10 protein-coding genes are annotated in these 12,464 nt (G+C 34.9%); all 10 read left to right on the top strand.

Features of this window, described 5'->3' with window-relative positions; all coding sequences use genetic code 11:
• The first annotated feature begins 1,062 nt into the window (after positions 1 to 1,062).
• The 10 genes from UABHE_RS26645 to UABHE_RS26600 all read left to right on the top strand — a co-directional run bounded on the left by UABHE_RS26645 (position 1,063) and on the right by UABHE_RS26600 (position 12,303).
• Positions 1,063 to 1,254 (top strand): hypothetical protein, encoded by a 192-nt coding sequence (locus tag UABHE_RS26645; RefSeq protein WP_372366358.1) that lies wholly within the window; start codon positions 1,063 to 1,065, stop codon positions 1,252 to 1,254.
• A gap of 613 nt (positions 1,255 to 1,867) precedes the next feature.
• Positions 1,868 to 3,055: a hypothetical protein gene (locus UABHE_RS26640; protein WP_372366357.1), complete on the top strand. Its 1,188-nt coding sequence runs from the start codon at positions 1,868 to 1,870 to the stop codon at positions 3,053 to 3,055.
• A 97-nt stretch (positions 3,056 to 3,152) separates the two neighbouring features.
• A complete protein-coding gene (locus tag UABHE_RS26635) occupies positions 3,153 to 4,262 on the top strand; it encodes a hypothetical protein (RefSeq protein WP_372366356.1) in 1,110 nt (369 codons plus the stop codon).
• Between the two features lie 263 nt (positions 4,263 to 4,525).
• Positions 4,526 to 5,137: a hypothetical protein gene (locus UABHE_RS26630; RefSeq protein ID WP_372366355.1), complete on the top strand. Its 612-nt coding sequence runs from the start codon at positions 4,526 to 4,528 to the stop codon at positions 5,135 to 5,137.
• 118 nt (positions 5,138 to 5,255) lie between these two features.
• On the top strand, positions 5,256 to 5,426 hold the full coding sequence (locus UABHE_RS26625) for a hypothetical protein (RefSeq protein WP_372366354.1): 171 nt from the start codon (positions 5,256 to 5,258) through the stop codon (positions 5,424 to 5,426).
• Positions 5,423 to 6,352 (top strand): hypothetical protein, encoded by a 930-nt coding sequence (locus UABHE_RS26620; RefSeq protein WP_372366353.1) that lies wholly within the window; start codon positions 5,423 to 5,425, stop codon positions 6,350 to 6,352. Before UABHE_RS26625 ends, UABHE_RS26620 begins: the two co-directional genes overlap by 4 nt.
• A 245-nt stretch (positions 6,353 to 6,597) precedes the next feature.
• On the top strand, positions 6,598 to 7,179 hold the full coding sequence (locus tag UABHE_RS26615) for a beta-class carbonic anhydrase (protein ID WP_372366352.1): 582 nt from the start codon (positions 6,598 to 6,600) through the stop codon (positions 7,177 to 7,179).
• Positions 7,180 to 7,424: 245 nt separating this feature from the next.
• Positions 7,425 to 10,091, top strand: coding sequence for an amino acid adenylation domain-containing protein (locus UABHE_RS26610; RefSeq protein WP_372366351.1), 2,667 nt, complete (start codon positions 7,425 to 7,427; stop codon positions 10,089 to 10,091).
• The gene (locus UABHE_RS26605) at positions 10,088 to 10,924 is read left to right on the top strand and encodes a cyclopropane-fatty-acyl-phospholipid synthase family protein (protein WP_372366350.1); all 837 of its coding nucleotides are present in this window, start codon (positions 10,088 to 10,090) and stop codon (positions 10,922 to 10,924) included. Before UABHE_RS26610 ends, UABHE_RS26605 begins: the two co-directional genes overlap by 4 nt.
• Positions 10,921 to 12,303, top strand: a complete 1,383-nt coding sequence (locus tag UABHE_RS26600; RefSeq protein WP_372366349.1) for an aspartate aminotransferase family protein — start codon at positions 10,921 to 10,923, stop codon at positions 12,301 to 12,303. Before UABHE_RS26605 ends, UABHE_RS26600 begins: the two co-directional genes overlap by 4 nt.
• Positions 12,304 to 12,464: the final 161 nt, after the last annotated feature.

Genomic DNA, 12,464 nt, shown 5'->3' with positions numbered 1-12,464 from the left:
AAAAATGACAAACGTTATTCATTTGTATTTGTAAGACGAGGACAGACTGGTCTTGTGCCCGGTTTTCGCAATTGTTTGCGAAAACTTGTTTAAGGTCGTATTGGTAGGTATAAAAAATGACAAAGGTTATTTGTATTTGTAAGACGAGGATAGACCGGTCTTGTGCCGCCCAATTTTCGCAAACAATCGCAAACAATTGCGAAAACTTGTTTAAGGTTGTATTGGTAGGCACAAAAAATGGGAAACGTTATTCATTTGTATTTGTAAGACGAGGATAGACCGGTCTTGTGCCGCCCAATTTTCGCAAACAATCGCAAACAATTGCGACAACTTGTTTAAGGCCGTGTTGGTAGGCACAAAAAATGGGAAACGTTATTCATTTGTATTTGTAATACGGGCGGCACAAGACCGCCCCTACATCGCACCGTTATAGAGTGAGTCTGCTCTGTAAGTTCTTTTACTATAAGACTTAGAGTTTTAATGCCGAGATGTAATTCTTATAATTTCGAGCTTGTAGTATTTTTTGTTAAGGTAAAACTTGCCTGTAGAAATACAGTTAACTAATTTTGCAACAGGCTCTAATCCCATATAAATGAAGCGCAATGTAGGGGCGGTCTTGTGCCGCCCAATTTTCGCAAACAATTGCAAAAACTTGTTTAAGGTTGTATTGGTAGGTACAAAAAATAACAGACGTTATTCATTTGTAACGCGAGGACAGACCGGTCTTGCGCTGCCCAGCCTTCGAAAACAATTGCGAAAACTTGTTTAAGATCGTATTGATAGGTATAAAAAATGGCAAACGTTATTCATTTAAACCACTAAACGATAACGATTTTTTTATCGAAATTGTAGATGCAATGTCTAGGTGTAAATTAAAAGAAAAGCGTATAGTCTATACCAAGAAACTTTGCGCGGCGGATTATTAACAGCAGAACAAGTCGATCGTATTTCGCTCCCTACAGTAGTAAACTCATGAGATAAACGTAAACGAAGCGCGATGTAGGGGTGGTCTTGTGCCGCCCGGCCTTCGCAAACAATTGCAAAAACTTGTTTAAGGTTGTATTGGTAGGTATAAAAAATGGCAAACGTTATTCATTTAAACCACTAAACGATAACGATTTTTTTATCGATATTGTAGATGCAATGTCTAGGTGTAAGTTAAAAGAAAAAGCGTATAGTCTATACCAAGAAACTTTGCGCGGTGGAGCAGAACAAGTCGATCGTATTTCGCTCCCTACAGTAGTAAACTCATGAGATAAACGTAAACGAAGCGCGATGTAGGGGCGGTCTTGTGCCGCCCGGCCTTCGCAAACAATTGCAAAAACTTGTTTAAGGTTGTATTGGTAGGTACAAAAATAACAAAGGTTATTCATATTTGTAAGACGAGGACAGACTGGTCTTGTGCCCGGTTTTCGCAAACAATTGCGAAAACTTGTTTAAGGTCGTATTGGTAGGTACAAAAATAACAAAGGTTATTTATTTGTAACGCGAGGACAGACCGGTCTTGCGCCGCCCAGCCTTCGAAAAAAATTGCGAAAACTTGTTTAAGATCGTATTGATAGGTATAAAAAATGACAAACGTTATTCATTTGTATTTGTAAGACGAGGATAGACCGGTCTTGTGCCGCCCAATTTTCGCAAACAATCGCAAACAATTGCGAAAACTTGTTTAAGGTTGTATTGGTAGGCACAAAAAATGGGAAACGTTATTCATTTGTATTTGTAATACGGGCGGCACAAGACCGCCCCTACATCGCACCGTTATAGAGTGATTCTGCTCTGTAAGTTCTTTTACTATAAGACTTAGAGCTTTAATGCAGAGATGTAATTTTGTTCGATTTCGTGCATTAGTTTGAAATAATGGAAAATGAAAAAAATTATAAAAGATGATATTGAAGATGGTATTTTAGACTTATCTTATCAAATTGTAACGGAAGAGAATTTTAGACAGCTTAAACAATTTGGTGAAGAAATATATACACTTTATTTGATGGATTCAGACATAGAACATTTGTGCTATCGTTATTTTTGCGAGCTACAAAATCTAGAACTTTTATTCTTAAGAGGCACTGATATCAAGGATGATGATCTGAAATATTTTGCAGATATGGAGTTGTTTGAATTGGGCCTTGATCGGACAAAAATTACCAATTTAGGTTTGCAATACCTTAGCTCTGTCACCATCTGGGAAAGATTAGATCTGGAATACACCAATATTGATGATAGTGGTCTGGTACATTTACGAAACCATACTGAACTAGAGCATCTAAATTTATGTTGTCCTGGCGTTACAAGTGAAGGCGTTGCTGAATTACAAAAATTTTTACCGCAGTGCAAAATAGAACACTTGAATAACAGTTTAACTTTCCTGAAAGATAGGGTTAGTTCGCGTTTAGAATCAGTTGAAATAAAAGTTAACACAAATGAATTAAAAGCAGACCTTAAGAAATGCAAAGAGATTTACGAATATTTACAAAGTAAAAAAGTAGATTATGAAAAAATTCAGCAGGCTAGAGAAAAGCTCTATACTGCGCAAAGAACCTTATATAAAGCCTTAGGTGAAGAATATGCAATTATGGTTGATGACTTCCCTTTAAAATGGAGTTCTGGTACTCCTGGACCTATTCTTCTTACACATGCTTGGAAAACATTTTTGATATTTTATGTTGGCGAAGAGAATGAGTTTGGGAAAAATTATATAGAACTTGATGGAGAAGGGCACAAAGAAAAAATGGCGCTTGTTGAATTTGATAGATGTTTAATTGCTAAACTGGGGGCACCAAACGATGAAGTTTTTTGTGATCATCCTCTCGAAGGTAGGGGAGCAGATTCCTTTGATACTGTACAAATAGTGATGAATTCCTCATGGCTTGCATCTATCGAAAAAATAAACAGCGGTCATTCATGTTACAATCCCTTTCATTGGAAATACTACATTCATTATATATTCTGGTTTAAAGAAGATATTTTTGAATGCATTACAATGGATTACAAAGTAACACCTTACTTGTCTTCTCGACGAGCTTTATTGCAGAAAGTCGCTGCGAGCTTGTAGTATGCTTTGTTAAAGTAAAATTTGCCTGTACAAATACAGCTAATTTTATAACAGGTTCTAATCCCATATATCTGAACTTTTATTGAAAGAAAATTCAATGAAGCTATCTTTGAAATTGATACTGTTAGTAATAATTTGTACAAAAATTTCAGCGCAAAATATTAACAGTTCTCTAAAACAAAAAGAATTGAGCAGTTCTTATTCTTGGCCTCTTGATGATAACGAAGAGCGTAGGATGATCAAATATTTCGTGTCATTGCCTCAAAGTAATTGGCGCTTTTTTGATAGATGTTTGGGAGGGAATTTTTTTAAGGACTCTGGCTTTTCTCTGAAAAGATTAAATTACTATAAAAGTGATCCACGAATATCTCCTCAAACGAATAAATTTATAACATTTATATTGTCTGCGTCCAAAGATGATCAATCTAAAATAAATTATTGTATAAAACAAGCAGAATACTTGCGGAAGAAAGACGATGAACATATACGAGATGAATATATACCAGAAACTATTCGCGATAATCTTCCTAAACAGGCGCGAGAATTTTCTGTTGTACTACAATTTTTAGACAAAGCAGTATCAGCAAAAGAAACTGTGCTTCTTATTCGCGAATTAGGGAGAGATCATATTAATAAATCACGACTTATCTCTATTCTTAAACCTTTATTATATCGTGATCTATCAGAATCTGTAGAGTTTTGTGTCAACCTTACTATGATGTCAAGGTTTTATATAGTTTCTACAGAAGCAAGTGGACTTCTCGCTGAGATTAATACTAAAGAAAGTAATCAATTACTTATTGATTTTCTGAAAACACCAGAAAAAAATACTAGAGTAGAATTCAATAAAATTGCTGCTGCGCTTTTACTAAGAAAAAATGGTTTAGGCGAAGGAGCACTGTTTCTTGAAGATTTTGTAACAAAAAATGAGAAAAATAATACTATTTATGCTTTCTTGCCAATAGAAAGAGGAAAGCACCCTGACGATTTGAAATACTATTTCTATGGGGAATGCAAGAACAATAAAGATATGACAGGGCTTCATTGCGATTTTCGCATAACCCAAAAATTGACAAAGCAGCTTAAAGAAGTTCCGTATGAAAAGAGAGCTATTGCTACGTGGTTTAAAAAAAATAACCACTTATTAATATATGATGATTTGTTAGACAAGTGGGATATTCTTGATAGAAAGAAATCTGATAAGTAATGAATTACAAAGACTAGGGGTTTCGTCCTAGGCTATGATGTATAGCGCTTTCAGCGCTATTTTAGTATTCAAGAGTCTACTGTCACTCAGTGCCGGCCTGTTTCCGAAAACTTTCTTAAAGGTGTTAGAAAACAGAGTTTTTACGAGTTATAACAAATACTTTTTTACTTGATTAAAAATTTTGAAATCGGATTTGGAAAAACATTTAGAATGATGACAGGAACTAAAAAATTCGCTATGTACTGGTTTATAAGGAAAAGCATATGTGGAAAATATTAATTGTTTTTTTTGTAGCAATTTTGGTATTGATTCTTCATTTTTCGCTTAGAACTGTTCGTTTGGTACATTATGAAAGTTCGAGAAATATCATAATGGCAATTGATTACGCGTGTGAAGAGTATAGAGCTGTTTTTCGCGTTTACCCAGATGTTGCTAACCTCCATGGAACAATGAACGAAAATGGTTATCCGGGGGATAAAAAGGTTATTGATCCTGTGAAAACTTTTAGTGATAGTGACTTCAAAGAGATGAATAAGCGATTGTATTTTATGTTGACGAAGGATTATGAGGGCGATGTTTTTTTTCAATCGAGTTTCCTACAAACACCTGCTACGAGCAATAATAATGATGATGCCTCTTTGATGTTTGTAGATGAGTGGGGAAGGTTTTTACGAGTTTGTCCAGGACGCGATCATTCTGGAGATATTCCAAGAGGTGAAAATCGTCTGGATGAAAAGCATCGCTGGTTTGAGGCTGTGGATGTATACTCTGTTGGCTTGGATGGGAAAGATGGCTATTCGCTAAAAAGTACAACAGCAACAAAATGTAACAAAAATGAAGTGGATGATATCGATAACTGGACGATTAGATATTGAGTTTTGTTCAGCGAATTATGCTTATATAATAAAAATTCCAAATCACTTTTTTGGTTGCTTCGTGTATTTGCTTATTAAATTTTGTTGCCAAATTACCAAAGACAGGAAAATACTATAAATGTCTGATAAGTTAACTATTAAAAATATAGAAGAGTTACAAAAACTAGGTTTGGATGACGATTTTATTACAACAACAGTGCAGAAGTGCGATGTAAATTTCGACTGGAATAATTTAGCAACATTACATTTGAAAAAAAAAATGTTGATGAATTGCAAAAATGTTTATTGAAAAATAAATCGCCGAATAAGCGACACTTTGTTTTAAAAAATGTACAATCTTTTTTAAAACATAATCCGATATTTTATATAAAAGAATATAAAAAGTTAGATTTAGTATTCGAAGAGCTGATGCTACGTAAAGATGGTAATTCGTGGCAATTTTCACTTGTTTTTGAGAATTACAGAACCAACATTCATCATTTTGAAGTTATCGAAAATATAGAATTCGGTGATGTTGGAGAACTACCAAAATATCTGCAAAATTACATACATAATAGTGAATTCAGATGTGAGGTGTACTTCGTTTCGGGTAAATCAAGGTGGAGTTTGGGAAAACGGCTTGCTAGTAGTTGGCTCTACAAAGGTTTTATTATCGCAACAAAAATGAGATTTAAATCACAGCAAAATTTCGACTTTAAAAAACCCCCAATAGAAGCCAGTGATAATATCAGTTTTTGTTTACCACCAAGTAGAGATAACATTTTGCATTATTATTCCTTACCAACAACTAAAGAACTACATCAGTATATAAATATTGTAGAAGGTTATCGTTTAACATTGATATGCTTATCAAGTGGAGAAGATATCTTTGCTGAAATAAAAAAAACCACACAAGGTATACATATTAATCTGTATGAAAAAATGTATACTGTACAGAAAAAAGATGAATGGGTTGTGAGAAGAGATGAATTTGTAGGTGATATTTATTGGGATAAACTACAAGGATTGATACGCACAACTTTATTTTGGGAACTACGCTCTCATGAAAAAGAACTGAATTGCGATGGATCTCATGTGTGGATAGAAGGAATAAAAAATAATAGATATCATTTTTTAGAAGGAAATTCACCGGAAAGATGTTTTGGAGTTTTGTTTTGTAGTATGTTGAATCTTGCGAAAACTTCGAAGAATGATATCGCAGATTTTAGTTATTAACTTTGAAAAGATTATGTTGAATAACTGTGTGCTTTATCTTCTTCATCACCGAATGAGCCAATTATCTCACCAAGACTTATGAGGAAAACTTCGTCTCTTGAAGCAACATTTTTTTATTTTTCGGCGTAAAGAATTTAGTGTTATATTGAGAGGTGTAAAAATTTTGTAAGGGAGCGCGAGACTAAAAGCAGCTATAAAGAATAGATTTTATTTACCGATAGTATAAACATATTAAGGAAAAAATAATGAGTGAAGTACTTAAAGAAGTCATAGAAGCTAATCAGTCTTACGCAAAGACATTTGGAGACAAAAGTAAGTTAGCTATGCCACCGGCGAGGCACTTTGCAATTTTAACATGTATGGATGCGCGACTTGATCCTGCTAAATATGCTGGACTTTCCGAAGGAGATGCGCATGTAATTCGCAATGCGGGAGGTAGAGCAAGTGATGATGCGATTCGTTCTCTTGTTATTTCTCATAAGCTACTTGGTACAAAAGAGTGGTTTGTAATTCACCATACAGATTGTGGAATGGAATCTTTCACCGATGAAATCATGAACGATTTGCTTGCAAGTAGTTTGAAAACAGCATCAGTTGATTCTTCAGGATGGCATGATTCTGGTGAGGGACCAGGTTCAACAGAAGGAAAATATATCAATTGGTTAACTATTTCTGACAATGCTAAAAGTGTTTTAGAAGATGTACTGAGAATACGAAATCATCCTTTAGTTTCTAAAGATATTCCAATTTATGGTTATATATTTGATGTTGCCTCCGGAGAGTTAAAAGAAATTCCAGAAGCCACAGAGGCTGGAAAAATATCCTAAACAAATTGCGATTTCTTTGATACAACTTTTTTCAACTTATTTTGTTATCGAGTTCTTCTAGCCAGGGAATTTTCGTTTCTTTATTGACGAGCTTGTATCAAAGAAATCGTGATAAATTTTACAAAACCACCTGAAAGTGGGTGGTGATTTACTTTCTTTAATACTGCATAATAGGCGAGCGCTTCGACTATGAAGGGATAGTGAAATTTCGTTGGACTATCTTCTTTTAAATGAAAGTAAAAATCATGTTGTCAAATACAAATCAACAAATGCTTTATCCCAATAAATGTGTACATCGAATTTTTGAGGAACGAGTTCACGAGTTTCCTCAAAATATTGCTGTTAAATTTGCGGGAAAGGCACTTACATACCAGCAACTTAATCATAAAGCAAATCGCCTTGCTCATTACCTAGAAACACAGAATATTGATAAAGGTGAGCTTGTGGGGGTTTTTGTTGAACGTAGTATTGAAATGATTACTGCGTTTCTTGCCATCCTTAAAATAGGCGCTGTATATGTTCCTCTCGACCCGGTTTATCCTTTAGAGCGATTAAAATATATCGTGGATGAAACAAAACTATCGGTAATTCTCTCTTCAAAAAAATTAGATCAAAAAATTGGTGGTACCAAAACGATTTATTTGGATGAAGATTATTCCTCTTACTCAACGAGCGATTTTGAAAATAAAATATCTCCGCAGGATTTGGCATATGTAATATACACTTCTGGAAGTACTGGTGTTCCAAAAGGAGCTTGTATTCATCACCAAGGAATTGTTCGCTTAGTTAAAAATACCAATTACATTGATATACAATCGCACCATGTGATTGCACATACATCCAGTGCATGCTTTGATCCTGCGACTTTTGAAATTTGGGGCGGGCTATTAAACGGTGGGCAAGTTGTTATTATTCCAAAAAGTGAGATGCTAGTTCCATCTCAATTTAAGAAATATCTTGAGGAAAATAGCGTTAGTATTGCTTTTATAACAACGTCTTTTTTTAATCAATTAGTTTCAGTAGAGCCAGATATTTTTGGGTCTTTAGAGTTTGTTTTAACAGGCGGAGAAACTGTTCATCCAAAGTGGATGAAAATAGCTTTGCAGTCTGAACTGACAAACTTGTTAAATATGTATGGTCCTACGGAAAATAGTGTATTTTCTACGTTTTACTACGTAAAAGAAATTCGCGACGATGTACCTATTCCGATAGGAAAAGCAATTTCTAATACCACCGTATACATTCTCAATGAAAAAATGGAGTTTATTGAAGATGATCAAGTCGGAGAAATTTATGTAGGTGGGGACGGTGTAGGTCTTGGGTATTTTAATAGAGAAGATCTAACAGAAAAAGCGTTTGTGTTAAATCCTTTTGGATCTGGAAAACTTTATAAAACAGGTGATTTAGCGCGTTACACTAGTGATCGCCAAATTGAATTTGTCGGGCGTATTGATAATCAGGTTAAAATTAGAGGTTTTCGTATAGAACTTGAGGAAATTGAGAAAACTTTGGCAACAATTCCTGAGGTAAACAAAACTGTGGTTCTGGCTAAAAAGTACAATGATAATAATAACGATTTGAGGTTGGTGGGCTATGTAGAAGTAAGTTCTTTACAGGATACCTGCGAAGAAAAAATTAAGCAATATTTACAGCAAAAACTACCGCAACATATGATTCCTCCTTATTTTAAAATCATGACCGCTTTTCCTTTAACAATAAATCAAAAAATAGATCGCAAAGCACTTGCGCAAATGGATCTCCAATCTAAACGTGGATATACGGCATATAACGATACAACGGAAGAAAAAATCATAAATCTGTGGTCTAGCTTTTTAGGTATTCCGATATCTCAAATAGATAGTAAAAGCGATTTTTTTCTTTTAGGGGGGAATTCACTTTTGGTAACGCAGATGCTTCTTGAGATAAAACAGGTATTTGGATGTGATATTTCATTGGAATCGATATACGAAAATCCAAGTCTTTCTAATGTGACAAATCTGATTAACCAAAATGAAAAACGTTTAGACCTACATGTTACCTTGCTAAAAGCTGGTTCGGGAATACCTCTTTTTATTGTACCTGATGTCGCAGGAGATACGGCATCTTATACTGCTATCTTAAAACATTTGAAAGGACCTCAGCCGATTTATGGTTTTTACCCTCCAGGCATTCACGACGACAAAAAACCTCTCAAAACGGTAAGAGAAATATCTGCTTTTTATTTACAGTTGATGACAAAAATCCAGGAAGAGGGGCCATACATGCTAATGGGGTATTCTTTTGGAGCAACAATTGCTTATGAAATGGCTCAACAGCTAATGAAAAATGGAAAAAAAGTTGCTGTTCTTGCTTTGCTAGATCCTGATTCCTCTGGATTTAGTTTTCATCCACAAACGTTTGTAAATAGTATGGTAAGAATGAAATCAATATGGCATAACGCTTTGTATTTCGCCTTTCCTGGACGTAAGATGGGGCGAGCTTTGCTCAAAGAAATGATTGTTGGATTTAAACTTTTGTGGCAAATAGAGCTGTCCTTGGAAAAACTTCTTAGTTTTAAAACAGAGAACGAACAATATGAGCATTGCCTGAATATGCTTAAACAAGAAAGGCATTTTGCTTCCCATGTTACATTAGAAAAATTCAAAAAAATATCAGATGTTGCCGGAGTGAATTATCTTGCCAATTTTATTTATTTTCCCAAAAAATATCCTGGTAAGGTGGCTTTTTTCAGACCAAGGCAAAAGACAAAGTACTTCACTGTCGTCAATTACAAAAAATGGAGTAAGCTCGTGAAATGTACATTTTATGATATTGAAGGACATCATTTCAATTTTTTTTCGGGACCCGGGGCTAAGGAAATAGGGACCAAAATTCAGTTAGATATTGACAGTGTTTTAAGGAATAACAAATGACCGATGCTTCTTACCATGGATTAATGGAAAAAGCCTATGCCGTGGAATTAGATGAGTTTGATACATTCGCAGAAATCCCTTTTCGGCACTTCGGTTATTTCCCTACCGAAGAATCGATTGATGATGTTCACTGTGGGCAAATTAGGTATGTTGAAGAAATGACTAAATACCTAAAAAAAGGTTCTTATGTGTTAGATTTAGGCTGCGCCTTTGGGAAAACTTCTATTTGGTTGGCGCAAAATTTGGATTGCAGAGTATTAGGGATCGATATTGTCGATGTGCAAATTCAGCAAGCCAAAAAGTACGCAAAAAAGTTTGGTGTTGAAGATCGTGTACAGTTTCAAACTTTGGATGCAGTTGACATGGATTTTCATGAAGAATTTGATTACATTCTTTCTCTAGGTGTTCTTTTTCACGTTCCAGATAAAACCAAAGTCTTTTCTAAGATTTATAAGGCGCTAAAACCAGGAGGAATGATTGCTTATAGTGATCCGTTTATAAATAAAAATTGTTCATTGGTTTCAAAAACAATGGCCAATTGGATGACTTTTGATGTGAGGCATACCAAAACATTAGAGGAACATCATGCATTTCTGAAAGAAGCAAATTTTCTAGATATAGAGAGTGTTGATGTTACAGAGATATCTTTTATAAGAATGTTTGAGTACAGTAAAAAAGAAAATTTCAAAACGTTTATTGCGCCATTTAAACAACAAAGTTCCTTTTGGACATCGCCATTAATGATGAGTATCGTAGCAAATGTAATTGTTCGTGGATTAAAAAAACGGCATTGGGGATGGAACTTTTTTTGGGCAAGAAAAGAGCAAAAATGAACGAGTTAATCTCTTTTGATATGGCATTAAATATTTCTCAGAAAGAAATGGCAAAATGGCATAAAGATCATTTGAATCCCGTTCTCTATGAGTTAATGTCTTTTATTGGGCAAGACAAAAAATTTGTTCGCGCTGAAGATGTATATCTATGGGATGAAGATGGTCACAGATATATAGATTTTATCGGTGGTTACGGTTCAATTAATATTGGGCATAATCATCCTAAAGTGATGAGTACACTAGAAAAATTGAAGCATACACCAAACTTGCAAACGTTGGGAGTAATGGCAGGTGCTTTAGCAAAAAACTTAGCCACAATAACTCCAGGAAAACTGCAAAGAAGCTTTTTCTGTAACAGTGGAGCTGAATCAATTGAAGGGGCTCTAAAACTAGCTCGTATTGCTACAGGTAAAAGTCATTTTATCTCAGCGCTAAATTCGTTTCATGGAAAAACAATGGGAGCGCTTTCTGCTACGGGTAAAGAGAAGTACAGGAAAGATTTTGAGCCGTTGATTCCTGGCTTTTCATATTTTCCTTATGGTAATGTCGAAATCCTTGAACAAATGTTAAAAAAAGGTAATACCGCAGCTGTCATTCTTGAACCATTACAAGGTGAAGGAGGTGTTAATGTTCCTCCTGGTGGTTTTTTAAAAAAAGCACGAGATTTATGTACAAAGTACAAAGCGATGTTGATTGTTGATGAAGTTCAAACTGGATTTGGTAGAACAGGGAAAATGTTCGCTTGTGAGCATGAAGATGTTGAACCAGATATTATGTGCTTGGCCAAATCTTTAGGGGGAGGAATATATCCTATTGGGGCTTACATAACAACAGATAAGATTTGGCAACGTGCTTATGGAAACTATAAAAATTATATCTTACACACTTCGACGTTTAGTGGGAATAATTTTGCATGCGCTGTTGCTTTGGTAGCCATCGAGATCATTGTTGAGGAAGATTTAGTAAAGAAAGCAGAAGAGCTAGGTCAATATTTTTTGAAAAAATTATGTCATCTTGCTGAAGATTTTAAATTGATTCACGAAGTTCGCGGCCAAGGGCTGTTTATAGGTGTTGAGTTCAAAGAAATTACTGGTCTTGTTGATAAGTTAACTTTAGGTATACTCAAGAAAACATTAAATGAGTGTACTAGTGCTGTGATTTCCGCAGAGTTATTAGCAAAGCATAAGCTACTCACTATTTCTACTTTGAACAATTCAAATGTCATGAGGATAGAACCGCCGTTGACAATCACCAAGAGCGATATAGATTATTTCGTTCAAGCTTTACAGGATATTCTTTCTCAAAATAAGAATTTTTCAAACCTTTCTTTCACAGCGATCAAAAACGTACTTAACCGTAAGGGAAGTGGAAATAAATAATATACCCAAATTTTATACAGAGATTTTGTTCATTCGCAAGGCGTGACGAAGGCACATAGTCTTTACTCTGTAACAGAGGAACAACGAAGCGAATGAACAAAAGAACAAGTAAAATGGGGATATTAATTTTTTCTGCTTCTCTAAGTCCTCTAGTTAAAATA

It is taken from the genome of Candidatus Uabimicrobium helgolandensis (assembly GCF_041508025.1).
GTDB lineage: Bacteria > Planctomycetota > Uabimicrobiia > Uabimicrobiales > Uabimicrobiaceae > Uabimicrobium > Uabimicrobium helgolandensis.
The sequence above is the reverse complement of the archived record's forward strand: the minus strand, read 5'-3'. Positions and strand labels throughout refer to the sequence as shown.

Excerpts from the sequence above, each read along its gene's own strand:
- UABHE_RS26640 (WP_372366357.1), top strand. The coding sequence starts at position 1,868 with ATGAAAAAAATTATAAAAGATGATATTGAAGATGGTATTTTAGACTTA.
- UABHE_RS26635 (WP_372366356.1), top strand. The coding sequence starts at position 3,153 with ATGAAGCTATCTTTGAAATTGATACTGTTAGTAATAATTTGTACAAAA.
- UABHE_RS26630 (WP_372366355.1), top strand. The coding sequence starts at position 4,526 with ATGTGGAAAATATTAATTGTTTTTTTTGTAGCAATTTTGGTATTGATT.
- UABHE_RS26625 (WP_372366354.1), top strand. The coding sequence starts at position 5,256 with ATGTCTGATAAGTTAACTATTAAAAATATAGAAGAGTTACAAAAACTA.
- UABHE_RS26615 (WP_372366352.1), top strand. The coding sequence starts at position 6,598 with ATGAGTGAAGTACTTAAAGAAGTCATAGAAGCTAATCAGTCTTACGCA.
- UABHE_RS26610 (WP_372366351.1), top strand. The coding sequence starts at position 7,425 with ATGTTGTCAAATACAAATCAACAAATGCTTTATCCCAATAAATGTGTA.
- UABHE_RS26605 (WP_372366350.1), top strand. The coding sequence starts at position 10,088 with ATGACCGATGCTTCTTACCATGGATTAATGGAAAAAGCCTATGCCGTG.
- UABHE_RS26600 (WP_372366349.1), top strand. The coding sequence starts at position 10,921 with ATGAACGAGTTAATCTCTTTTGATATGGCATTAAATATTTCTCAGAAA.